The organism is Paenibacillus glufosinatiresistens, from assembly GCF_031470375.1.
Lineage (GTDB): Bacteria > Bacillota > Bacilli > Paenibacillales > Paenibacillaceae > Paenibacillus_AQ > Paenibacillus_AQ glufosinatiresistens.
On record NZ_JAVFHT010000003.1, the window covers coordinates 323,151 to 346,123 of the forward strand.

A 22,973-nucleotide genomic window follows, 5' to 3' on the forward strand; every position below is an offset into this window, starting at 1 on the left:
AACTGATAGAGTAGCGAGGTACCCTATGGCAGCGATCGAAACTCATAATCTGCGCAAGACGTTCCGTGTGCAGAAAAACCGCGAAGGCCTTACCGGGGCCTTCGTTGATTTGTTTAAACGGGAATACCGCGAGGTAGCCGCGGTCAAGGATATTTCCTTCACGATTCCGGAAGGGGAAATCTGCGGTTATATCGGCGAGAACGGGGCCGGCAAGTCGACCACCATCAAAATGCTGACCGGCATTCTGGTCCCGACATCGGGTACGCTAACGGTCGGCGGATTTGTTCCCTACGAGGAGCGGGAGCGCTTCGTGAAGAATATCGGCGTTGTATTCGGCCAGCGCAGCCAGCTCTGGTGGGACATCGGGGTCATCGAGTCGTTCCAGCTTTTGCGGAAGGTGTACAGCGTCGGGGAAGCCGATTACAAGAAGCGTCTGGACGAATTGGTGGAACGGCTCCAGCTCCAGGAGCTGCTCAACCGTCCGGTGCGCAAGCTCAGTCTGGGCCAGCGGATGCGCTGCGAGCTGGTAGCCGCGCTGCTTCATAATCCGTCGATTGTTTTCCTGGACGAGCCGACGATCGGTCTGGATATTGTCGTCAAATCGGAGATCCGCGACTTTCTGAAGGACATGAACCGGGAGCATGGAACGACCATTCTGCTGACGACACATGACTTGCAGGATATTGAGGCTCTGTGTTCGCGGGTTATCATGTTGGATGACGGCAGCATCATCTATGATGGCGGTCTGGAGGATCTGAAGCAGCGCTGGGGCACCGGACGCGAGGTGATTTTTCAATTCGGCTCGCCAACCAAGCTGGAGAATCTGCGCGCCAAGACGGAAGGGCTTCCGGTGAACTGGTCGGCAGACAATGAACTCGGCGCCAAGGTGTGGCTGCCGCTGGAGCTGAACGTGTCGGATGTGCTGGTGCGTGTGGTCGGCCAGACCGATATCACGGACATCAAAATCGTGGAGACGAACACGGACGAAATTGTCCGCAGCATCTATCAGTCCGGCTCTGCTGAGCGGAGCGAGGATGTTTCGGAGGCGGCAGCGGGAGGGACTCATGGCTAGAACGTTCTCTCCAGCCGCGGCGCCGGGCAGTGCCCGGTCGCTGAACCTGTCGGCTTACTTCGATTTTATCCGGATCCGGTTCCTGACAATGCTGGCCTATCGGGTAAACTACTACACCGGCATTCTGATCTATTCCCTCAATATCGGCGTCAATTACTTCACTTGGATGGCGATCTACGGAGAGGGCCAATCGCTCGGCGGCTTCAGCGCTGCCCAGATGTCCACGTATATCGCGGTCTCCTGGATGGCCCGGGCATTCTATTTCAATAATCTAGACCGGGAAATATCGGCGGACATCCGGGATGGCAGCATCGCTATTCAATTCATCCGCCCCTATAATTATGTGCTGGTGAAAATGATGCAGGGACTGGGCGAGGGCGCCTTCCGCTTCCTGCTCTTTATGATTCCCGGCATGGGCATTGTCATGCTGCTGTTCCCGGTGACCCTGCCGACCGATCCGGCCGCCTGGGCGGGATTTCTGGTCATGCTCTTCTTCAGCTTCCTGATCAACTCCCAGCTTAACGTGATCACCGGCCTGCTGGCCTTCTTCGTGGAGAACAATGAAGGGTTGATGCGGATGAAGCGGGTGGTCGTCGATCTGTTCTCCGGTCTGATTATTCCGATCAGCCTGTTCCCGGGCTGGCTGTCGCCGATCCTGAAGTGGCTGCCATTCCAAGCGATTACATTTCTGCCGGGTTCGGTCTTCACAGGCAGGGTGAAGGGTGTGGGCATCTGGAACGTCCTGGGCATCCAGGCGCTGTGGTTCGTTCTTCTGCTGCTGCCCATGATCGCGCTCTACAAGGCTTCGCGCCGGCGGCTGTTCGTGCAGGGAGGGTGACCAAGAATGTACTATATCGGACTTATGAGCGAATATATCAAGAACTATATGAAGACCCGGATGACCTACCGCGCCGACTTCTGGGTGGAGGTGCTGTCCGATCTGCTCTTCCAGGTGACGAATTTGATCTTTATCTTCGTCGTCTTCATGCATACGGACAGTCTGGCAGGCTGGAGCAGGGGAGAGGTCATCTTTGTCTACGGGTTCTTCATGGTGCCTTACGGGGTATTCAACTGCTTCGTGAATATGTGGAACTTCAGCGAACGCTATATCGTCAAGGGGGAAATGGATCGGATACTGACGCGCCCTGCGCATAATCTGTTCCAGATCTTCCTGGAGAATGTGGACCCGCCTTCGCTTTTTGGTTCTTTAATCGGGTTAATTATTATGGCGGTCAGCGGGGCGCAGCTGGGGCTTCCGCTGGAGTGGTGGACCCTGCCGGCGCTGCTGGTGCTGACTCTCAGCGCCGTGGCAATCTATACCGGTATCTATACCGCGCTAACGTCGCTCTCCTTCTACTCGGATGCACCGACCGGAATCATCCCGCTGATGTACAACATTCAGGGCTACGGCCGCTATCCGGTAACCATTTATAACCGGGCCATTCAGGTGCTGCTTACTTGGATTCTTCCCTTTGCGTTTGTTGGAGTGTATCCGGCCTCGCTGTTCCTTCAGCGGGACGGCATGCAGCGGATGGCCCTGCTGACGCCTGTCATGGGAGCGATCTTTCTGGGGATCGGTCTGATTGCCTGGAACAGCGGCGTTAAGCGCTACAAGGGAGCGGGGTCCTGACCGGGAATGATCAGTTGTTAACAGGGTTAATTAAACATATTCATGCCATTAACTAAAAGAAGAACCCTTCGTCCCGTTTGGACCCGGCCTGCCTGAGGTATGATAAGCGCACAATCCGAAGGAGGCGCAGCAGAATGAGAAGAGAGCAGATTCACGTCCCGTACGGCTATGAACCGCCAGCCGAGAAACGCAAGGGAACGCTTGTGTATTATGACTCTTTTGAAGACGCAGAGGATGCCGGGCTGGAGAAAGCCGCCGAAGAGGCGAAGCGCCGGAATTTTGCCCGGCTTGTCCTTTATCCGCTGCATGAAGAGACGGTCAGAAGAATGTCCAAGGCTCCGGTGAGTTCGTTCTACCGGCGGGAGGACCGGCTGCATGATTGGAAGCGTTCGTCCGGCCGCTCCTGGATCGCCGTGGAGGGGTGGGAAGGCAAACGGAAGAAGTATACTCCGGTCGAAGCCGCGCTGCGGCATCTGGAGGAACGGTACGAGACCCCGCTGTTCCTTTACCTGAGTCCTGAGAACGCCAATGCCTTTGCTTCCTATTCCACCTTCGAGGAGTGGATCAAGCGCATCCGGCTGATTCTCTCGGAAGCGCCGGAGCAGGTCCACCCCCGGCTGCTGAAGTCTGCCGGCAGATGGTCGGTGGCCGGAGACGAAATTCAGAAAGAGCCGCACTAGAAGCGGCCGCCGTCCGCCTGTTCAGAGAAGAGAACGGGCGGACGGCGATATACTTATTTGCCCCATAACTTAGGAGGAATCAGAGAGTGAGCAATCATACCACAACCCCTGCACTAGACAAGGAAAGGCCGAAGTATAAGACGATACCCATCCTGACCGCGCTGCTACTCAGCGGCTTCATCGGCATGTTCAGTGAGACGGCGCTCAACGTGGCGCTTAGCCAGCTGATGGAACTGCTGAACATCTCGACAGCGACGGTTCAATGGCTGACCACCGCCTATCTGCTGACCTTGGGGATTCTGGTGCCTATTTCCGGACTTCTGCTTCAGCGCTTTACCACCAGACAGCTCTTCGTGGCGGCCGTCTGCGCTTCGATTACCGGCACCTTCCTGGCTGCAATCGCCCCGAACTTCAGCTTCCTCCTGACGGCCCGCGTCGTTCAGGCCGTAGGCACGGCGCTGCTGCTGCCGCTGATGTTCAATACCATTCTTGTCATCATTCCTGCCCACAAAAGAGGGGCCGCCATGGGGATGATCGGACTGGTCATTATGGTCGCTCCGGCTGTCGGACCGACCATTGCCGGTCTGCTGATCGAGAATTTGAGCTGGCACTGGATCTTCTGGCTGTCGCTGCCGGTTCTGTTCATCTCGCTGATCTTCGGCATTCTCTTCATGCAGAACGTCAACGAGGTATCGAAGCCCCCGATTGATGTCTTGTCGATTCTGCTGTCATCGCTGGGCTTCGGCGGGGTCGTATACGGATTCAGCAGCGCCGGTGAGGCCGAAGGCTGGGACAGTCCCAAGGTTGTCATCGCCCTGATTATCGGAGCCGTAGCGCTCGCTCTCTTCACCTGGCGCCAGCTGACGCAGGAGAAGCCCATGATGAATCTCCGGGCCTTCCGGTACCCGATGTTCACTATTGCCGTCGTTATGGTGCTGATCTGCATGATGATTATTCTGTCCTCCATGCTCATTCTGCCGCTCTATCTGCAGAAGGGGCTGGGCAAAACTGCCTTCGAGGCCGGTCTGCTGCTGCTTCCCGGCGGCTTGATCAACGGCTTGATCTCGCCGGTCATGGGCCGGCTGTTCGACCGCTTCGGTCCGAAATGGCTCGTGATGCCCGGACTTGTGGTAGCCGGAGCCGCGCTGTGGTTCTTCTCCGACATCTCTGCCGCTTCCACCGCTGCGTTCATCATTTCGCTGCACAGCACGCTGATGATCGGCATATCCATGGTCTTCATGCCGGCGCAGACGAACGGAATCAATCAGCTCCCGCTGGAGCTGTATCCGGACGGCACAGCCATCATGAACACGCTGCAGCAGGTGGCCGGAGCCATCGGCACCGCCCTGGCGGTAAGCATTATGACGGCCGGAAGCAAGAGCTACTTGAGCGGATCGGCCAACCCGGCCGATCCGATGGAGATTCTGGCCGGCTTCACGCAGGGTGTGCAGCGGGTGTTTATATTCGGATTGATTGTGGCGGCAGCCGGGCTTGTCCTGTCGTTCTTTATCAAGCGTGTGAAGATCAAGCATGAGATGCCAAAAGCCGGCCACTAAAACGATCCGCCAGGGAAAGGGAGGGCCCCGAAGAATGCTGACGCAAGCCAAGAGGATGAAGAGGTCTGAAGAAATAGCAGGGCAGAAAGGGAGGGGAGCGGCAAGTACCGCCCAAGCTCTCCGGCTGGCAGCGGCCGTTCTGGCGCTCTTTCTGTTGACAGCCGCAATGGTGACAGCCGAAGCATCCGCTGCCAAGGCTGCGGCGTCAACATCGGCGGCGAAGCAGTATCCTTTTCCTAAAGGCTTCGTCTATCTGGATGAGGTCCTTCCCAAAGCCCAGTTCGAAATCCGGTATTATGGCGACTACAACTTCGTCGGCGCCCGGATTGACGGCTACAAAGCGCCCTATGCGATTGTGACCGAGGAAGCCGCGGCGGCTCTGAAGAAAGTGAACGACAGCTTGGCTGCCAAAGGGTACACGCTGAGGATCTACGATGCTTACCGGCCCACGGCGGCCGTGGCCCATTTCATCCGCTGGTCGAAGACTCCGGGAGATACGCGGATGAAGGCCGATTTCTATCCGGCGCTTAACAAGAAGAATCTCTTCAAGCTCGGCTTCATCTCTTCCCGGTCGGGTCACTCGCGCGGCAGTACCGTGGACCTGACGCTGGCGAGCCTCAAGACGGGCAAGGCCGCAGACATGGGCTCTCCTTATGATTTCTTCGGGGAAATCTCCTATTACAATGCAACCAAGGTCAGCGCAGCCCAGCATGCGAACCGCAAGCTGCTGAGAGATGCGATGATCCGGGGCGGGTTCGAGCCGTACCGCAAGGAATGGTGGCATTTCACCCTGAAGAACGAACCGTACCCGAGCACTTATTTTAACTTTGAAGTGAAATGACAGACAGGGCTGCCCGCTCATCGCCGATGAGCAGGCAGCCCTTCTGAATTTCCGGGGGAGGGATCAGAAACCTCTGTACTGCGGTTCTTCCTGTTCAATCTTCTGTACCCGGCTCTCTACCTGCTGCACAATTTGCTGGGTCTGTGCGGCGGCCGAGGTGAACATTTGCTTGGCATCCTCATTCTGCGTCTCCAGCGCGAACTGTTCCAGGCTGGCCTGGGCGCTCTTCAGCGAGGCAACGCAAGTCTTCACTTGGGAAGCGACTGTCATCGCGGGTCCTCCTTTTTGGCCGATGGGGTGTGGATTGCTGCGACGGTTAGTATGGAGTCCGGGCAGACCCTTTATCCCCGGCAGACTATACCACAATAAGGAATAGGCTTTGGCGGATGGAGAAGCCTCTCTGTGAGCAATCCTGTAGAATGGCGTGAATTTATTCGGACAGGAGGTATGCGGGCATGATGGAATCCTTGGAAGTGATCGTGCGGACGCTCTTCGCTATTGTGGTGCTCTTCCTGCTGACCAAGCTGCTCGGCAAGCGGCAGGTGTCACAGCTGTCGTTCTTTGAATACATTACGGGAATCACCATCGGGGATTTGGCTGCAACGATCTCGCTGGATACAGACAAAACCTGGCATCTCGGGCTGATTGCTCTCCTCGTGTGGGTAGCCGTTTCATACGTCATTGAGTTTATCCAGCTGAAGAGCAAGAAGGCGCGCGATTTCATTGATTTCCGCTCCACCGTGCTGATCCGCAACGGCAAGATTCTGGAAGAGAACCTGAAGAAGGAGCGCATCAGCTCGGATGAACTGCTGGAGGAGCTGCGAAAGAAGGATGTGTTCAAGGTGGCGGATGTGGAATTCGCCATTCTGGAGTCCGATGGAGCTATCAATGTGCTGCTGACCCGCGAGAATCAGCCGTTGACCGCGAAGCATCTCGGGATCAAGGTAGCGCCGGAGCGGGAGACCCAGGCGGTCATAATGGACGGCCAAATGCTGTCCCAGCCGCTCGATGCGGTCGGCCTGACTCCGAAGGGGCTGCACGACAAGCTGGAGAAGCTGGGCGTGCGGATGGAGGAGGTCTACCTGGGACAGATTGATTCCTATGGAGAGCTTACGGTCGATCTGTATGCGGACGGGGTGCAGACGCCGAAGGCGCAGGACAAGCCCCAGCTCTATGCGCTGCTCAAAAAATGCGAAGCCGACCTGGAACTGTTCAGCCTCTCGACCAAGGATACCGCCGCCAAACAGCTGTACGGCGGCTGCTCCGAACAGCTTCAGCGGCTGCTGGCCGACTTGAAGCCGTATATTCAGAACTGAGCGCCCGGCAAGTGTGCCAAGCATGTGTTATAGTAAATAACAAATGCCGGGAGAGGAAGATCAGAGCTTGACGAACCAACTGTATGACTCATCGCCGTACCTGCGGGAATGGCGCAGCACCATAGAGTGGAAACGGCCCGCCGGGGGCGGCGGATGGGAGGCCGGACTGGCCGAGACGGCCTTCTATCCGCACGGAGGAGGACAGCCCTGCGATCGGGGTGAGATCGCAGGTATTCGGGTGACGGATGTAACCCGGGACGGCGAAGCGGTGATTCATCGCCTGGAGTCCGAGCCTCCGGAAGGAGAGGTGCTCTGCCGGATCGACTGGGAACGCCGATTCGACCATATGCAGCACCACAGCGGGCAGCACCTGCTCTCCGCCGTCTGTCTGGAGGAAGCGGGCGCGCCGACGCTAAGCTTCCATCTGGGAACGGAATACGCCACCATCGATATTGAACGGAGCGAGCTCTCTCCGGACGAGATGGCCGGGCTGGAACGCGAAGCGAACCGCCTCGTCATCCGCAATGTTCCCGTTCGCTCTTATTGGGTAACGCCGGAAGAAGCGGCGGAACTGCCGCTGGTGAAGCCGCCGTCCGTAACCGGCAATGTCCGGATCGTCGAGATGGAGGGCGTGGAATACAACGCCTGCGGCGGAACTCATGTCGCCCGTACGGGCGAGATCGGCCCGGTCAAGCTGCTTCGATCCGAGAAGCACAAAGGGCATGTGCGCCTCTACTTCAAATGCGGCTTCCGGGCGCTGGAGGATTACGCCGAGAGCGCGGGAGTATTAACTGCGCTCTCGGTGAAACTGGGCGCGCCCCGGCTTGAGCTTATGCAGCGGGTGGAGAAGCTGGAGCAGGAGCAGCACGGGCTGCTGGCGGAGCTGCAGCGCCTCCGGACCGAGAGCGACGGCTTCCTGGTCCGGGAGCTGCTCAACGCAAGGCAGGGCGGCTTCATCGCTCACCGCGCCGGCAGCCGGCCGCTCAAGGAGCTGCAGGCGCTCGCCGTCCGGATCGCCGAAGAAGGCGGGACCCCGGCTCTGCTGCTGGACGAGGACGCCGGCAAGGTCGTACTCGCAAGCGGCGGAGAGCCTCCTTGCGGAGCCTGGTTCAAGGCGGCGCTTCCCGGAACGGGAGGCAAGGGCGGAGGCGGAGAGAAGCTGGCTCAAGCGGCTTTTGCTTCCTCTGACGAAGCGGAACGCTTTTTTCGGGACATGATCGACAAATTAACCGCTCACTTCGACAGCATGTGATGTTATTAACAGTTTCTTCATGCCGGACAGGAGACAATGTTCTTGGTTGTAACACGAATCCAGGAACGAGAGCGGTGGTTGGAATGATAGCATGGAAAGAATCGTATGACATTGGAGTAGAGAAGATTGACTGCCAGCACCGGCAATTGCTGCTGAAGCTGAATGAATTCTTCGACGCCTGCTCCAATCAGCAGGGCCGGGACAAGATTGAAGAGACGCTTGGTTTTCTGAAGGAATATACGCTGGAACATTTCAGTAATGAAGAAGAACTGATGGACGAGATTCATTTTCCCGAGCTGGGCGATCACAGGAAAGAGCATGCGGAGTTCGTGAAGACCGTGCTGGAGCTGGAGGAAGCCGTCAAGACGAAGGGCGTATCGGTGCTGACGACGATCAAGCTCAACCGCATTCTGACCGACTGGCTGCTGACGCATATCAGCAAATGCGACAAGCTGATCGGCGAGTATCTCGCCAAGCGGGGCGAGACCGCTTAGAAGCTCCAAGCGGAAATATCAGAAGAGGAGAGGCGCTTCCCGGGAGGGGAGCGCTTTTTTGGGCGTTCATCAGGCTTGGGCGTTATTTGACCTTGCACGCATCCAGCGTGTTAAATAGAAGATGGACTAGACGGGCGAAGCGCCCTTAAGGAGAGAGACAAGATGGAACAAGCAATGTTCGCCGGGGGATGCTTCTGGTGCATGGTGACGCCGTTCGAGGAGCTGCCCGGCATCGTAAGCATTGTGTCGGGATATGCCGGCGGCCACACAGCAAATCCGACCTACGAAGAGGTCAAGGCCGGAGATACCGGCCACTACGAAGTGGTGCAGATCACCTTCGATCCCGATAAGTTCCCTTATGAACGGCTTCTGGAGCTGTACTGGCCGCAGATTGATCCGACGGACGACGGAGGACAGTTCCAGGACCGGGGTTCCCAGTACCGGACGGCAATCTTCTATTACAACGAAGCGCAGCAAGCAGCGGCCCTGGCCTCCAGAGAACAGGTAGCCGCAAGCGGCCGGTTCGAGGGACCGGTCGTCACGGAAATTCTGCCCGCACCGGTATTCTACCCGGCGGAGGATTATCATCAGGACTATCACAAGAAGAATCCGAAGCATTACAAGGAAGACCGGGCGCAGTCGGGCCGGGATGAATTTATCGCCAAGCACTGGTGAGGAGGAACAACCGTGAAGAAACTGCGCTTTCTGCTCACCGCCCTTGCCGCCGTAGCCGTGCTCGGAGCGGTCAATCTGTATATTGGTTATCATCTTCTTCTGCTTCTGGACAGCATCGTCCCCGCTCTGCCGCGGGCGCTCTACTGGACCGTGTTCCTGGTGATTGCCTTGGGGTATCCGCTGGCCATGATTCCTTGGCCCTCCCGGATTCGTCCGTTCTTCCGTCCCTTCAAAGTGCTGGGCTCCTACTACCTGGCAGTCATGGAATTCGCGCTTCTGCTGCTTCCGCTGGCCGATCTGGTCTACGGCATTCTCCGTCTGGCCGGAGCGGATGCGGTCGCTTACGCGCAGATTGCCGGCTGGGTGCTGGCCGCGCTGCTGGTCGCCTTTCTGGTATGGGGTTCCCGCAACGCCTGGAATACGGTACTCCGGAAGTATCCGATTGCCATTGAAGGAGACAAGTCGCTCCGGGAACCGCTGACCGTGGCGGTAGCGAGCGACCTGCACCTGGGGAACATCGTTGGCAACCGTCATTTGAAGCGGCTGGTGGCCCAGATCAATGCCATGCAGCCGGATCTGATTCTGCTGGTCGGCGATGTGCTCGACGACAGCATTGAACCGTTCCTCCGCAACCGGATGAGCGAGAATCTGGCGAAGCTCAAGGCCCGCCACGGCGTGTACGCCGTACTCGGCAACCATGAATATTACGGAGGTTCGATAGCGGAATACACCGAGGTTATGAAGTCCATCGGCATTCCGGTGCTTCAGGACGAAGTCGCCGAAGCGGCGGGGGTCTATATTGTCGGACGCAAGGACAAGACCGCAGAGACGATGGACCCGAACGGCCGGCGCAGCGTCGCCGACCTGCTGAAGGGTCTCGACCGCTCCCGCCCCATCATTCTGATGGATCACCAGCCGACCGGCTTCGACGCCGCAGCGAAGGAGGGCGTCGATCTGCTGCTGTCCGGCCATACCCACCGGGGCCAGATTGCGCCGAACCACTGGATTACGCGGCGGCTGTTCGAGCTGGATTGGGGTTATCTGCGCAAGGCCGGCCTTCATGTCGTAGTCTCTTCGGGTTACGGAACCTGGGGCCCGCCGATTCGGCTGGCCAGCCGGTCCGAGATTCTCGGACTGTCGCTGGTGACTGCCCAAGCCCGCTGAAGCGGCTGAAGACCGAAGGCCATGCAAGAGAAGAAGAGTAATGCCCGGCAAGGGACGCCCGCCTGTCATGCGGCTGCGTCCCTTGCCGTTTTGTTGGGGGACGACTTAGAGAATTCAAATCTTCTGTCAGAGAAATAGGAAGATTTCCGGACCGGCCGAATAGACTAAGAGCAAATGCTGCTATTAGAAGGAGGCTTGAAGTCCATGACAGCACCTTGCGCACGGATACGGCTGCTGCTGCCTTTATCTTTATTCCTGCTGCTTGCCTGGGTTCCGCTCCGGGTCCAGGCGGCATCCGGTCTGCCGGAGCCGAAGGACGGCTATTATGTCAACGATTTCGCCGGCGTGATCGGCGAGAAGACCGAACTGGATCTGCTTCATACGGGAGTTCTGCTGCACCGGCTGTACGGGGAACGGCTCGTGCTGGTGACTGTCCCGGATACCGGGGAGCTCTCGGCCGAAGAATATGCGCGTTCCCTCTTTGACTCTTGGCATGTGGGCGCCGAGGACGGCAACGGAACGCTGCTGCTGGTCTCGGCCGGAGACGGGGCTTATGCCGCAGTCCGGGGCCCGGCGGCGGAAGCCCGGCTCGGCGATGCGCGGCTGTCCGCCATTCTCGGCACGGCACTGATTCCGAATCTGGCTGAAGGGAAAGCCAACCGGGCCGCGGCCTCCGCCTACTACGCCTTGGCCCAGGCGCTTGACGGCGTTCCCGGACCTGCCCCCGGACAAGCTCTGCCCCCGGGGGATTCGTCCCGGTACACGGCGGACAACGCCGGTGTGCTGGACGCGGCGGCGAGCCGCTTCATCAACCGGACAAGCGCCCGTTACCGCACCTCAACCGGCAGCGGGCTGTATGTAGCCACCGTCAATAACGGAGGCGGGAACACGCTCCCGGCGTATGCCCGCAAGAAGCTGGCCGGGGTCGGCGCCGGCGGGGACGACGTGCTGCTGGCGCTGGATATTGCCGCCGACGACTACTATCTGCTTCAGGGAGAGAGCGCTGCCGGCGTGCTGACGAACGCGGCAGCGGGCGCCGTGCTGGACGGCCGGCTGGAGCCGTTGTTCGCGAAGGGCCGCTACGAGGCCGGGGCGGTGCAGACGTTCCTCGGCGTCTACTCCTATCTGCTGGAGCGGGCCGACGGAGCAGGCGGAGTAACGAACGCGCAGGCAGCGGCAAGCCAAGCTGCGCCTGTGCAGGCGGGTGAGCCGGCGGTCCGGTCCGGGGCCGCGGCTGTCGGCCTTGCCGGCGGACAAGCCCGGACCTTCGGAGAAGAATCCGAAGCCGCCGGAGGGGGAACGGTCCGAGCGGCACTTGTTGTGCTGTGTCCGCTCCTTGTCCTGCTGGCGGGACAGAGCTGGCGCACGGTGAAACGGCGGACAAGGGAGCAGCGGCGAAGCCGTTCGAACCGCCCGGTGCCCGCGGCCGGCTGGAACCGCCGGAAATGAGGGTTGCCATCCCCTGGATTCTGTAGGAGAATAGAACCGAATTACAGAGACTGCATATAAAGGGGAGCCATGTATGAACAAAGTCATCAAAACCTTGACCATAGCCGGCAGCGATTCCAGCGGCGGCGCCGGAATCCAAGCGGATCTCAAGACGTTTCAGGAGTACGGAACCTACGGATTCAGCGCACTGACGACGATCGTGACGATGGATCCGGAAGACAACTGGCATCACCGCGTCTACCCCATGAGTCCCGAGCTTGTGGCCGAGCAGCTCAAGACGATCTATGCCGGGGGTCCGATGGATGCCATGAAGACCGGCATGCTGGGAAGCGCCGAGATCGTGAAGGTAGCGGAAGAAGCCATTCGCCGCAACGGACAGGCCAATGTCGTCATCGACCCGGTTATGGTATGCAAGGGCGAAGACGAGGTGCTGAACCCGGAGAGCGCGGATGCGATCCGCGATCTGCTGCTTCCGCTGGCCGAGGTCGTGACGCCGAATCTGTTCGAGGCGGGCGTCCTGTCCGGACTCGGCCGGCTGACAACCGTCGAGGCCATGAAGGAAGCGGCCGCGGCGATTCAGGCCAAGGGCGCGAAGACGGTCGTCGTCAAGGGCGGCAAGGCGCTGGGCGGCGACGAGGCCATCGACGTCTTCTATGACGGCAGCGAGTTCACGGTGCTGGCAACCGGCAAGATCGAGCCGGCTTACAATCACGGCGCAGGCTGCACGTTCGCCGCTGCTGTAGCGGCGGGTCTGGCGACAGGGCTGGCGACGCGCGAAGCGGTGCTGAAGGCCAAGGATTTTGTGACAGCGGCGATTGCCTCGGGTTATGCGTTCAACGAGTATGTCGGCCCGGTGTTCCACGGCGGCTACCGGCTGAACCGCTAAGCTTCCGCCCGCCGGGTACGGATACCCGGGTTGCCGGCAAATAAGCAGAACTCCGAATCCGTTTCTCCAAGAGAGAGAAACGGATTTTTTTATGCTATACTGACAGTCATGAATTCAAGGCGGGAGAGTGAAGGTTCATCATGAGAACGATGCTGGTAGCCGACGATGATCCCCATATCCGGTCGCTGCTCCGCCAGGTGCTGACCGGAGAGGGATATCAGGTACTGGAAGCGGCGGACGGCTTGGAAGCCAGGGAGCGCCTGGAGGCTGCGCCGGTTGATCTTGCTATACTGGATGTGATGATGCCTGGGCTGGACGGACTGGAGCTGTGCCGGATCATCCGCGATACGTACGACATCCCGATTATTCTGCTCACGGCGCGGCAGCAGCTCAGCGACAAGGAGCAGGGGTTCCTTCAGGGGACGGACGATTATGTGACCAAGCCGTTTGAACCCGAAGAGCTGCTGTTTCGCATCAAGGCGCTTTTCCGACGCTATGACGTGCCTTCCCTGGACAAAATCCGGATCGGCCGCGTGCTGATCGACCGGCGGAACTATGAGATCACCGCAGGCGACGAGACGCTGCTGCTGCCGGTGAAGGAATTCGAGCTGCTCGCGCAGCTTGCCCAGTATCCCGGGAGGCTCTTCTCGCGCAGCGAGCTGATTGAGCGGGTATGGGGCCTGGATTATGAAGGAGACGACCGGACGGTCGATGTCCATATCAAAAGGCTGCGGCAGCGGTTCGCCGAGCATGACGGGAGCTTCCGAATCCGGACGATCCGGGGAATCGGCTACAAGCTGGAAGCGGGGAACGCATGAAATCCCTCTATGTGCGAATGTGCGCGGTCTTCTGCTCCGTCGTTGTCGCCAGCAGCGTTCTGGCTTTTCTGATGTCCAATCTGTATTACCAGGTCAATGTCAAGTCGAGAAACGACGCCAAATTGACGCGGATGGCCCTTGAAGTCAGCCGCTTCGGCGAATCGCATGCCGGGGAACTGGACAGCTACCTGCGGACGACCGCCGCGCTCGGCTACAAAATCTATCTCACCGACGGCAGCGGCGAGAACCGGTTCTACGGGCAGCCGTTCCGGGAGAACGACCTGCCGGAGGCCGAAGTGGAAGCCGTGCTCGCCGGCGGCATCTACCACGGAATTGCCGATTTTCCGAGGGAAGCGTTCGTAACCGGCTTCTTCGACAATGAGCTTCGGAATACGGTCGGGGTGCCGCTCGGTTATCAGGGCCGGAGCTACGCCCTGTTCCTGCGGCCCGATCCGGTCACGCAGTTCGGGGAACTTCGCGGTTTTTTTGCCATGATTATTGCTCTTACCCTGCTGCTGAGCCTCGTGTTCCTGCTCATTACAGTGCTGCATGTCGTCCGCCCGATTGTCCGGCTGACGGAAGCCGCCCGCACCATTGCGCGGGGAAGGTACGACATCCGGCTGAACACAAGGCGGCGGGATGAGCTGGGCGATCTGGCCCGCAGTTTTACGGCGATGAGCCGCGAATTAGAACGCACGAACCGGAGCCGCCAGGAGTTCGTGGCCAATGTGTCGCATGAAATCGAATCTCCGCTGACCTCGATTCAGGGATTCGCCCATACGCTCCGCGACGACGGGCTTGCGCCGGAGAAGCGGCGCGAATATTTGGCGATTATCGAAGAGGAGAGCCGCCGTCTGTCCCTGCTCAGCAAGCAGCTGCTGACCTTGTCCGCGCTCGATGACGACCCGAGCCGACTGGAGCTGTCCCGCTTCAACCTGCGGGACCAGTTCCGTCAGCTGGCCCGGATGCTGGAGTGGCGACTCAGCGACCGCCAGCTGGCTCTGCGCCTGTCGGTTCCCGACCTGGACACGGACGGCGATGCCAATCTGCTGCACCAGGTCTGGATGAATCTCTTGTCCAACGCCATCAAGCACACGCCGCCCGGCGGGGAGATTACCGTCAGCGCCGCATCCGCGAAGGGGGGCGGCTGCACGGTGGAGATCCGGGATACGGGCGAAGGCATTCCCGCCGAGCGGCTGCCGCTGATCTTTGACCGATTCTACAAAGCGGACGAAGCCCGGACAAGGGAGGCGGGCGGCAGCGGCCTGGGCCTTGCCATTGTCCGCAAGATCGTGGAGGTGCACGGCGGCTCCGTGGAGGTATCCAGCCAGCCGGGACAGGGGACCGTATTCACAGTGCATCTGCCCAGCCGCCATTTGTAACCTGTTATTCATACTGCGTTCATTTTTCTCCGGTAGACTGAGTCCATCACGGATTCAAGGAGGAGAACTAGATGTTTCTGGCTTTGCGGGAAATGCGCCATGCCAAGTCCCGGTACGCACTGATCGCAGCCATCATGCTGCTGATTTCTTTTCTGGTGCTGTTCGTAACCGGACTTGCCAAAGGGCTGGCTTATGCCAATATTTCGGCTCTGGATCATATGAAGTCCCCCGTGTTTGCCGTTCAGGAAGATGCGGAGCGGAAGTTCCGCAGCTCCATGCTGGACGGGGACCAGCTGAGTGCGGTCCGGGCAGCGGCCGGGGAAGAGAATGCCGACTGGCTCGGCGTTCAGACCGCCACCTTACTTGCGGGCGGAAGCGGAGGCAAGCTGGATGTGACCTTGTTCGGAATCGACATGAAGCGTTCGCTGGCTCCCGAAATTGCGGAAGGGCACGCGGTCTCCGAAGCCGGGTCAGGCGAAGTTGTGGCTGATCTCAAGTTGAAGGAGTCCGGCGCCCGAATCGGCGGAAAGCTGGAAGACCCGGTCTCCGGGCTGAGCTGGACCATCGCCGGCTTTGTCCGGGACTACTCCTACAGCCATACTCCGGTCGTCTTTCTGAATTCGGCCGACTGGCTGAAATACAAACAGGCGACGAGCGGGGCCGGGAAGAAGCTGACGTCGGCGCCTTACAACGCCATTGCGCTGACGGCCGGGGCCGGTCAGAACGATGAGCTGGCTCGCGCGGCCAAGGCCCAGGGGCTGGAGCTGCTGACGAAGAACGAAGCGATCCGGGCGGTGCCCGGCTATGCGGCCGAGCAGAATTCCCTGCTGATGATGATTGTCTTCCTGTTCGTCATTTCCGCGTTCGTGCTGGCCGTCTTCTTCTATGTCATCACGATTCAGAAGACCGGCCAATTCGGCATCCTGAAAGCAATGGGCACCCGGACGGGCTATCTCGGCTGGAGCGTGCTGTCGCAGGTGCTGACGCTGTCCGTGGTCAGTATCGGCGCCGGCACCGCGCTCACCCTGCTGGTGAAGGGGATGCTGCCCGAAGCGATGCCGTTTCGGCTGGAGCCGGACACGATGCTGCTCACCGGAACGCTCTTCCTGGGTGTAGCCGCAGCGGGATCGCTCGTATCCGTGCTGCGCGTGGCCCGAATTGATGCGCTGGACGCAATCGGGAGGGCGGCGGCATGAATAAGACTCAATTGAAGATGAGCGGCGTAACCCAGACTTACGGGGACGGTGACCGTACGCTGACGGTGCTGCAGAACCTCAATCTCGAGGTCCTCGAAGGCGAATTCGTCGCGGTTCTCGGCCCTTCGGGCTCCGGCAAGAGCACGTTCCTGTCTCTGGCCGGGGCGCTTCTGACCCCGACCGGCGGCGAAATCTCCATCGGCGGCGAGCTGTTGTCGGGCAAAAGCAAACGCGAGCTCGCCGATCTCCGGCTCCGCCAGATCGGCTTCATGTTCCAGAGCGCCCACCTGCTCCCTTATCTCAAGGTGGAAGAGCAGCTTCATCTGGCCGCCCGGCTCGGCGGTCTTCCGGCAGGCGAAGGCAAGCGCAAGGCAGAGCGCCTGCTGAAGCGGCTCGGTCTGTGGGACCGGCGCCGCCATTATCCCGAGCAGCTCTCCGGCGGAGAACGCCAGCGGGCGGCAATCGCCCGCGCCTGGATGAACGATCCGGCGCTCCTTCTGGCGGATGAACCGACGGCAAGCCTTGACTACGACCGGGGAATCGAAGTCGTCCGGATGCTGGCGGACGAGGTGAAGGAGGAAGGCAAGGCGGCGGTAATGGTAACCCACGACGAGCGGATGCTGGAATGGTGCGACCGGGTACTGGTGCTGGAGGGCGGACGGCTGCGGCCAAGAGCGGAAGCGGCAGGAGGCGGGAAGAAATAGAGCCGGCGAATTGAGCCGGCGCAGCAAGAGAATGATCGGCGGCAGTCCGGGGAGAACCCGGACTGCCGTCTTTTTTGCATGAAATCTGAATTTAGGCGGGGGAATGGTTTACAAAACGGGTATGAAAGTCTATAATGAACGTAATCAAAAGTTGCATTGAGCAAACATTTATGACTTGGACTAATATTTAGGCGGGGAGGAAAGAAAGATGGAACCAACATACACTGTTAGCGCAGCCCGAAGCAAGGACGCGCATTCCCGGACCGCCGAATCGGTCTTTCAGGGAGGGGGGAAGGGTCTGCAGCGGCTGATTCCGTTCCTCGGGCCGGCCTTCATCGCCGCTGTGGCTTATCTGGACCCCGGCAATTTTGCAACCAATATTACCGCAGGCTCCACCTATGGGTATATGCTGCTGTGGGTCATCTTCGGATCGAATCTGATGGCGGTGCTTATTCAGACGTTGTCCGCCAAGCTCGGCATTGCCACCGGACGCAATCTGCCCGAAGTCGCGCATGACCGATTCCCGAAGAAAGCCTCCTGGTTCCTCTGGGTCCAGAGCGAGCTGGTCATTATGGCTACCGATCTGGCGGAGTTTCTGGGAGCGGCGCTTGGACTCTATCTGCTCTTCGATATTCCTATGCTGCCCGCCGCGCTGATTACGGCCGTCGGCTCCTTTGCCATCCTTGGGCTTCAGCGCCGCGGCTACCGCTGGCTTGAGGCCGGCATCGCCGCCATGATTCTGGTGGTCGTCCTCGCTTTTGCCTTCCAGGTGTTCATGGCGAAGCCGGATATGGCCGCCGTCGCGCATGGCCTCGTTACTCCTCGCTTTGACGGCGTGGACAGCGTTCTGCTGGCCGCCGGCATTCTGGGGGCAACCGTAATGCCCCATGCCATTTATCTTCATTCCTCGCTGACCCAGAACCGCATCGTCGGCAAGAACGATGAAGAGAAGAAACGCATCTTCAAGCTTGAATTTATTGATATCATTATCGCGATGCTGATTGCGGGAGCCGTGAATATGGCGATGGTCATCGTCTCCGCGTCGCTGTTCCACAAGAGCGGTCTGGCCGTCGAGGATCTGGAAGTGGCCTATCACGAATTCGGCCGCCTGATCGGTCCGGTTACCGCAGGAGCCTTCGGTCTTGGCCTTCTGATTGCCGGACTCTCCAGCGCCTCGGTCGGCACGATGGCCGGCGATGTCGTCATGCAAGGCTTCATCAACAAGAAGATCAATGTGTATCTGCGCCGCGCGATTACTACGATTCCGCCGCTGGCCATCATTCTGTGCGGGGTCGATCCGACCCGGGCGCTGATTATCAGCCAGGTCATTCTCTCGTTCGGCATTGCCTTTGCCTTGATCCCGCTTATTATGTTCACGAGCAGCAAGTCGGTGATGGGCGGTCTCGTCAACCGCAGGGGCACTACGGTGCTTGGCTGGATGATTGCGGCCCTTGTCGTCGCGCTTAACCTGTTCTTATTGGTGAAGACGTTCGTCTGATCCTGGTCTCTTCCTGCAAAATGGCCCAAGCCGGTTCCTCCCTCCGCGGGAGCGGATACCGGGCTTGGGTCATTTGCCGTTTCCGCTTCTCCCCGCCCCGCATAGCATGACGGCATAAGGGAGGAATGATGCTCAATGATGGATGCATATTATAACTGCATGCAATTGAAGAACCGGCGCGTCAAGATTCTGACCCATGACGGCCAGCAGTATCAAGGCGTGATCGTGAATGTCGACCAACAGAACGTGTATCTCCGTCCGGATCAGAAAAGCGCCTCGACGTCGGCGTTCACCCCGTACGGCTACGGGTACGCCTATAATCCGCTTATCACGCTAAGTCTGTTCACCCTGCTTGCCATTGCGCTGATCTGACGCCGACAGCCGTGCCTGCACGCGCGCAGGAAGCACCCCGCCCGCCCGGATGGGCGGGCTTTTTGCATGCGGAAGAGGGACACAGCAGAACGAACCAGCACCCGGCAGAGACAGGCGGGCGGCCCGGATACGGAGAAGGTATAAAGGGAATTGATAGCTTCCATAAATTCAAGCGAATTGACCGTTCCCGGAACCTGTGTTAGCTTCAATACAGAAAACATTAATCTGGACTAAAATACTAGGATTTGGACCAGGGCCAAATTTGCGGGGTGGAAATTGTGGAACTTCAAGTAACCAACAGTCCTTTTAATCAAGAACAGACCGAGCTTCTGACGCGTCTGTTGCCGACGCTGAACGCGTACCAGCGCATCTGGCTCAGCGGATATTTAACCGCCGCACCGGGAGAAAGCCTTGCCGTCTCCGGCTCTCCGGCAGCCGGAACCGGGACGGAGGCTTCCGGCTCGGCGGCTCCGGCTGCGGCGCCGGCTCCGGCGGTCTCCCGCGAGGTGACCGTCCTGTTCGGATCGCAGACGGACAACTGCCGGGGGCTGGCCAAGAAGCTGGCGAAGAAGCTGGAGGAAGGCGGATTTGCCGTCACGCTCTCGGCCATGAGCGATTTCAAGCCGAATAATCTTAAGAAGGTGGAGAACCTCCTGGTGCTGGTCAGCACGCATGGCGAAGGCGAGCCGCCGGACAATGCGCTGGCCTTCCATGAGTTCCTCCACAGCAAACGGGCGCCGGGACTGAACGGTCTCCGCTACTCGGTGCTGGCGCTTGGCGATACCTCTTACGAGTACTTCTGCCAGACCGGAAAGGACTTCGACAAGCGTCTGGAAGAGCTGGGCGGCGAGCGGCTCGTGCCGCGGGTCGACTGCGACGTCGACTTCGACGAACCGGCGGCCGGCTGGATGAACAGCGTGATCGGAGCGCTGTCGGCGGAGAGCGGCTCGGCTTCCGCCGCTGCCGGAATTCCGGTGACGGCTCCGATCGACGCGGGCGGCGAACCGCAGTACTCCCGCAGCAATCCGTTCTATGCGGAAGTGTTGGAGAATTTGAACCTGAACGGCCGTGGCTCCGACCGGGAGACCCGGCATATTGAGTTGTCGCTGGAAGGCTCCGGGCTGACCTATGAGCCGGGAGACAGCCTCGGCGTCTACCCCGAGAACCATCCGGAGCTTGTGGCCGAGCTGATAGAGGCCATGGGCTGGGATGCGGAAGAGCGCGTGACCGCCGGGAAGTCCGGCACTCCGCTTCCGCTGCGCGACGCGCTCACCCGGTATTATGAGATTACGGTGCTTACCAAGCCGCTGCTTGCCAGCATTGCGGCGACTGCGCCGGCTAGCGGAATCGGCGGACTGCTGGAATCCGGACGGGAAGAGGAGCTGCGCAGCTATCTCGCCGGCAGCGATCTGCTCGACCTGGTCCGCGACTACGGTCTCCGCGGCCTGAGCGCTCCGGAACTGACCGGCCTGCTGCGCCGCATCCCGCCCCGGCTGTATTCGATCTCGAGCAGCCCGACAGCGCATGAAGGCGAAGTGCATATCACCGTCCGTGCCGTTCGTTATGAAGGGCGGGGCCGGAGCCGGTACGGCGTCTGCTCCGTCGGGCTTGCGGAACGCGTCCGGCCCGGGGACAAGCTGCCGGTCTTCATCCAATCGAACTCGAACTTCAAACTGCCCGAGGACCCGCAGACGCCGATCATTCTGATCGGACCGGGAACCGGCGTAGCGCCGTTCCGGTCGTTCCTCGCCGAGCGCGAGGAGACCGGCGTATCCGGGAAGAGCTGGCTGTTCTACGGCGATCAGCATTTCTCCACCGATTTCCTGTACCAGACCGAGTGGCAGCGCTGGCTGAAGGACGGCGTGCTGACCCGGATGGATGTGGCCTTCTCCCGGGATACCGACCGCAAGGTCTATGTGCAGCACCGGATGCTGGAGAAGAGCGCCGAGCTGTACCAATGGCTGAAGGAAGGCGCGGCCGTCTATGTATGCGGAGATGAGAAGCGGATGGCGCATGACGTTCACGCCGCGCTCGTACAGATTCTCCGGGAACACGGCGGCCTTGCGGCTGAAGCGGCGGAGGACTATCTGACAGAGCTTGTTCAGCAGAAACGTTACCAGCGGGATGTCTACTAGGACTTCCCCGGCACTGCGAGAGGAGAATGGAAACATGGTACTGAATGAACTTTATCCGCCCCAGGACCGTCCCCACAGCGATGTGGAGGACATTAAGCGGCGCAGCGATTATTTGCGGGGAAGCCTGGAAGAGACGCTGGCCGATCCCATAACCGGCTCGATTCCCGAGGACGACAACCGCCTGATGAAGCACCACGGCAGCTATATGCAGGATGACCGCGATCTGCGGGCCGAGCGCGCCAAATCCAAGCTTGAGCCGGCCTACCAATTTATGCTGCGCGTCCGGGCTGCGGGAGGCGTCGTTACGCCGAACCAGTGGCTGATGATGGACCGGATCTCCCACAAATACGGCAACGGCACGATCCGGCTGACCACCCGCCAGTCGTTCCAGCTGCACGGCGTAATCAAGTGGAACCTCAAGAACACGATCCGGGAAGTCAACGAAGCGCTATTGAGCACCCTGGCGGCTTGCGGCGACGTCAACCGGAATGTGATGTGCAATCCGAACCCTTATCAATCCGACATTCACAGCGAAGTCTATGAGTTGGCCCGCCGCGTGAGCGATCACCTCGATCCCCGCACGCGCGCTTACCACGAAATCTGGCTGGACGAGAAGAAGGTCGTCGATTCCCGCGATGCCGGCGAGGTGGAGCCGATCTACGGACCGGTCTATCTTCCGCGCAAATTCAAGATCGGCATCGCCGTTCCGCCGTCCAACGACGTCGACGTCTTCTCCCAGGATCTCGGATTTATCGCCATTGTGGAGAACGGCGTTCTACAGGGCTTCAATGTCGCGGTAGGCGGGGGAATGGGCATGACCCACGGCGACACCAAGACGTATCCCCAGGTAGCCAAGCTGATCGGCTTCTGCACGCCCGACCAGCTGATCGAAGTGGCCGAGAAGACCGTTACCATCCAGCGCGACTACGGAGACCGGGCGGTGCGCAAGCACGCGCGGTTCAAGTATACGATCGACGACCGCGGTCTGGACTGGCTCCGCGGCGAACTGCACAGCCGTCTGGGCTGGGAGCTGGCCGAGGCCCGGCCGTTCACTTTTCTTCACAACGGCGACCGCTACGGCTGGGTCAAAGGCTCGGACGGCAAATGGCATTACACCCTGTTCATCCAGAACGGACGCATCCAGGATGAGGAGGGCTACCCCCTCATGACGGGACTGCGCGAGATTGCCAAAATCCATACCGGGGACTTCCGGTTGACCGCCAACCAGAACCTCATTATCGGCGGCGTCACGCCCCAGAAGAAGAAGAAGATTGAAGCGCTGATCGCGCAGTATGCCCTGACCGACGGCGTTCACTATTCCGCACTCCGCCGCAATTCGATGGCCTGCGTAGCGCTTCCGACCTGCGGCCTTGCGATGGCGGAATCGGAGCGCTACCTCCCGTCCCTTCTCGACAAGCTTGAACCGATGCTGGAGCAGAACGGGCTGCGTGACGAGGATATCGTCATCCGCATGACCGGCTGCCCGAACGGCTGCGCCCGTCCTGCGCTGGCGGAGTTGGCGTTCATCGGGAAGGCTCCGGGGCGGTACAATATGTACCTGGGCGGCGGATTTACCGGCGACCGGCTGGCTAAGCTGTACCAAGAGAACATTACTGAGAGCGACATTCTCGGCACCTTGGAACCCATGTTCGGGCGCTACGCCAAGGAACGCTTGGCAGGAGAGCATTTTGGCGATTTCGTCATTCGGGCCGGGTATGTAGAAGCGGTTCGGGACGGACGCGAATTTCACGCCTGACACAGATAAAGTCAAGCAAGAAAAACAGGCTGTCCCAAAAGCTAAATATGGGAATACCCCAGCACCAAAATAAGCGCCTATTTCAAAAACAAGGAGC

The 22,973-nt window shown here is 59.7% G+C and carries 22 protein-coding genes; 21 read left to right on the top strand and 1 reads right to left on the bottom strand.

Annotated features, from left to right (window positions below):
• Positions 1-25 precede the first annotated feature (25 nt).
• The 6 genes from RBI05_RS06450 (at position 26) to RBI05_RS06475 (ending at position 5,779) form a co-directional block, all read left to right on the top strand.
• Positions 26-1,072 (top strand): ABC transporter ATP-binding protein, encoded by a 1,047-nt coding sequence (locus RBI05_RS06450; RefSeq protein WP_310550477.1) that lies wholly within the window; start codon positions 26-28, stop codon positions 1,070-1,072.
• Entirely contained in the window at positions 1,065-1,910 is an 846-nt protein-coding gene (locus RBI05_RS06455; protein ID WP_310550478.1) for an ABC transporter permease, read from the top strand. The genes RBI05_RS06450 and RBI05_RS06455 overlap by 8 nt, the downstream gene beginning before the upstream one ends.
• A 6-nt stretch (positions 1,911-1,916) precedes the next feature.
• Positions 1,917-2,702 (top strand): ABC transporter permease, encoded by a 786-nt coding sequence (locus tag RBI05_RS06460; RefSeq protein WP_310550479.1) that lies wholly within the window; start codon positions 1,917-1,919, stop codon positions 2,700-2,702.
• A 134-nt stretch (positions 2,703-2,836) separates the two neighbouring features.
• Positions 2,837-3,382: a hypothetical protein gene (locus RBI05_RS06465; RefSeq protein ID WP_310550480.1), complete on the top strand. Its 546-nt coding sequence runs from the start codon at positions 2,837-2,839 to the stop codon at positions 3,380-3,382.
• An 86-nt stretch (positions 3,383-3,468) separates the two neighbouring features.
• A complete protein-coding gene (locus tag RBI05_RS06470) occupies positions 3,469-4,938 on the top strand; it encodes a DHA2 family efflux MFS transporter permease subunit (protein ID WP_310550481.1) in 1,470 nt (489 codons plus the stop codon).
• 34 nt (positions 4,939-4,972) lie between these two features.
• The gene (locus RBI05_RS06475; RefSeq protein WP_310550482.1) at positions 4,973-5,779 is read left to right on the top strand and encodes a M15 family metallopeptidase; all 807 of its coding nucleotides are present in this window, start codon (positions 4,973-4,975) and stop codon (positions 5,777-5,779) included.
• Between the two features lie 63 nt (positions 5,780-5,842).
• On the opposite strand, the gene RBI05_RS06480 is transcribed toward RBI05_RS06475, so the two are convergent.
• Positions 5,843-6,049, bottom strand: coding sequence for a DUF1657 domain-containing protein (locus RBI05_RS06480; protein WP_150457434.1), 207 nt, complete (start codon positions 6,047-6,049; stop codon positions 5,843-5,845).
• A 185-nt stretch (positions 6,050-6,234) separates the two neighbouring features.
• Between RBI05_RS06480 and RBI05_RS06485 the strand changes: the two genes are divergently transcribed.
• The 15 genes from RBI05_RS06485 (at position 6,235) to cysI (ending at position 22,876) form a co-directional block, all read left to right on the top strand.
• Positions 6,235-7,095 carry a DUF421 domain-containing protein gene (locus RBI05_RS06485; RefSeq protein WP_310550483.1) on the top strand — a complete coding sequence of 287 codons (861 nt, stop codon included), beginning with the start codon at positions 6,235-6,237 and terminating at the stop codon, positions 7,093-7,095.
• A gap of 67 nt (positions 7,096-7,162) precedes the next feature.
• On the top strand, positions 7,163-8,347 hold the full coding sequence (locus RBI05_RS06490) for an alanyl-tRNA editing protein (protein WP_310550484.1): 1,185 nt from the start codon (positions 7,163-7,165) through the stop codon (positions 8,345-8,347).
• Between the two features lie 83 nt (positions 8,348-8,430).
• A complete protein-coding gene (locus RBI05_RS06495) occupies positions 8,431-8,841 on the top strand; it encodes a bacteriohemerythrin (RefSeq protein WP_150457437.1) in 411 nt (136 codons plus the stop codon).
• 162 nt (positions 8,842-9,003) lie between these two features.
• Complete coding sequence (msrA, locus tag RBI05_RS06500; protein WP_310550485.1) at positions 9,004-9,516, top strand: peptide-methionine (S)-S-oxide reductase MsrA; 513 nt, start codon at positions 9,004-9,006, stop codon at positions 9,514-9,516.
• 12 nt (positions 9,517-9,528) lie between these two features.
• Positions 9,529-10,680 (top strand): metallophosphoesterase, encoded by a 1,152-nt coding sequence (locus tag RBI05_RS06505; RefSeq protein WP_310550486.1) that lies wholly within the window; start codon positions 9,529-9,531, stop codon positions 10,678-10,680.
• Between the two features lie 204 nt (positions 10,681-10,884).
• Complete coding sequence (locus RBI05_RS06510) at positions 10,885-12,129, top strand: TPM domain-containing protein (RefSeq protein WP_310550487.1); 1,245 nt, start codon at positions 10,885-10,887, stop codon at positions 12,127-12,129.
• Between the two features lie 73 nt (positions 12,130-12,202).
• Positions 12,203-13,015, top strand: coding sequence for a bifunctional hydroxymethylpyrimidine kinase/phosphomethylpyrimidine kinase (thiD, locus tag RBI05_RS06515; protein ID WP_150457441.1), 813 nt, complete (start codon positions 12,203-12,205; stop codon positions 13,013-13,015).
• A gap of 140 nt (positions 13,016-13,155) precedes the next feature.
• A complete protein-coding gene (locus tag RBI05_RS06520) occupies positions 13,156-13,833 on the top strand; it encodes a response regulator transcription factor (protein WP_150458592.1) in 678 nt (225 codons plus the stop codon).
• Positions 13,830-15,215 carry a sensor histidine kinase gene (locus tag RBI05_RS06525; protein ID WP_310550488.1) on the top strand — a complete coding sequence of 462 codons (1,386 nt, stop codon included), beginning with the start codon at positions 13,830-13,832 and terminating at the stop codon, positions 15,213-15,215. Before RBI05_RS06520 ends, RBI05_RS06525 begins: the two co-directional genes overlap by 4 nt.
• Before the next feature lie 71 nt (positions 15,216-15,286).
• Positions 15,287-16,411: an ABC transporter permease gene (locus RBI05_RS06530; RefSeq protein ID WP_310550489.1), complete on the top strand. Its 1,125-nt coding sequence runs from the start codon at positions 15,287-15,289 to the stop codon at positions 16,409-16,411.
• Entirely contained in the window at positions 16,408-17,115 is a 708-nt protein-coding gene (locus RBI05_RS06535; RefSeq protein WP_310550490.1) for an ABC transporter ATP-binding protein, read from the top strand. Before RBI05_RS06530 ends, RBI05_RS06535 begins: the two co-directional genes overlap by 4 nt.
• Positions 17,116-17,323: 208 nt before the next feature.
• Positions 17,324-18,613 (top strand): Nramp family divalent metal transporter, encoded by a 1,290-nt coding sequence (locus tag RBI05_RS06540; protein ID WP_310550491.1) that lies wholly within the window; start codon positions 17,324-17,326, stop codon positions 18,611-18,613.
• Between the two features lie 138 nt (positions 18,614-18,751).
• Entirely contained in the window at positions 18,752-18,985 is a 234-nt protein-coding gene (locus tag RBI05_RS06545) for an LSm family protein (protein ID WP_150458626.1), read from the top strand.
• A gap of 278 nt (positions 18,986-19,263) precedes the next feature.
• A complete protein-coding gene (locus RBI05_RS06550; protein WP_310550492.1) occupies positions 19,264-21,120 on the top strand; it encodes an assimilatory sulfite reductase (NADPH) flavoprotein subunit in 1,857 nt (618 codons plus the stop codon).
• 34 nt (positions 21,121-21,154) lie between these two features.
• Positions 21,155-22,876, top strand: a complete 1,722-nt coding sequence (cysI, locus tag RBI05_RS06555; RefSeq protein ID WP_310550493.1) for an assimilatory sulfite reductase (NADPH) hemoprotein subunit — start codon at positions 21,155-21,157, stop codon at positions 22,874-22,876.
• Positions 22,877-22,973: the final 97 nt, after the last annotated feature.

What these genes read in the sequence shown, in the direction of transcription:
- RBI05_RS06450 (WP_310550477.1), top strand. Translation starts at nt 26, where the DNA reads ATGGCAGCGATCGAAACTCATAATCTGCGCAAGACGTTCCGTGTGCAG.
- RBI05_RS06455 (WP_310550478.1), top strand. Translation starts at nt 1,065, where the DNA reads ATGGCTAGAACGTTCTCTCCAGCCGCGGCGCCGGGCAGTGCCCGGTCG.
- RBI05_RS06460 (WP_310550479.1), top strand. Translation starts at nt 1,917, where the DNA reads ATGTACTATATCGGACTTATGAGCGAATATATCAAGAACTATATGAAG.
- RBI05_RS06465 (WP_310550480.1), top strand. Translation starts at nt 2,837, where the DNA reads ATGAGAAGAGAGCAGATTCACGTCCCGTACGGCTATGAACCGCCAGCC.
- RBI05_RS06475 (WP_310550482.1), top strand. Translation starts at nt 4,973, where the DNA reads ATGCTGACGCAAGCCAAGAGGATGAAGAGGTCTGAAGAAATAGCAGGG.
- RBI05_RS06480 (WP_150457434.1), bottom strand. Translation starts at nt 6,049, where the DNA reads ATGACAGTCGCTTCCCAAGTGAAGACTTGCGTTGCCTCGCTGAAGAGC.
- RBI05_RS06485 (WP_310550483.1), top strand. Translation starts at nt 6,235, where the DNA reads ATGATGGAATCCTTGGAAGTGATCGTGCGGACGCTCTTCGCTATTGTG.
- RBI05_RS06495 (WP_150457437.1), top strand. Translation starts at nt 8,431, where the DNA reads ATGATAGCATGGAAAGAATCGTATGACATTGGAGTAGAGAAGATTGAC.
- msrA (WP_310550485.1), top strand. Translation starts at nt 9,004, where the DNA reads ATGGAACAAGCAATGTTCGCCGGGGGATGCTTCTGGTGCATGGTGACG.
- RBI05_RS06510 (WP_310550487.1), top strand. Translation starts at nt 10,885, where the DNA reads ATGACAGCACCTTGCGCACGGATACGGCTGCTGCTGCCTTTATCTTTA.
- thiD (WP_150457441.1), top strand. Translation starts at nt 12,203, where the DNA reads ATGAACAAAGTCATCAAAACCTTGACCATAGCCGGCAGCGATTCCAGC.
- RBI05_RS06520 (WP_150458592.1), top strand. Translation starts at nt 13,156, where the DNA reads ATGAGAACGATGCTGGTAGCCGACGATGATCCCCATATCCGGTCGCTG.
- RBI05_RS06525 (WP_310550488.1), top strand. Translation starts at nt 13,830, where the DNA reads ATGAAATCCCTCTATGTGCGAATGTGCGCGGTCTTCTGCTCCGTCGTT.
- RBI05_RS06530 (WP_310550489.1), top strand. Translation starts at nt 15,287, where the DNA reads ATGTTTCTGGCTTTGCGGGAAATGCGCCATGCCAAGTCCCGGTACGCA.
- RBI05_RS06535 (WP_310550490.1), top strand. Translation starts at nt 16,408, where the DNA reads ATGAATAAGACTCAATTGAAGATGAGCGGCGTAACCCAGACTTACGGG.
- RBI05_RS06540 (WP_310550491.1), top strand. Translation starts at nt 17,324, where the DNA reads ATGGAACCAACATACACTGTTAGCGCAGCCCGAAGCAAGGACGCGCAT.
- RBI05_RS06545 (WP_150458626.1), top strand. Translation starts at nt 18,752, where the DNA reads ATGGATGCATATTATAACTGCATGCAATTGAAGAACCGGCGCGTCAAG.
- cysI (WP_310550493.1), top strand. Translation starts at nt 21,155, where the DNA reads ATGGTACTGAATGAACTTTATCCGCCCCAGGACCGTCCCCACAGCGAT.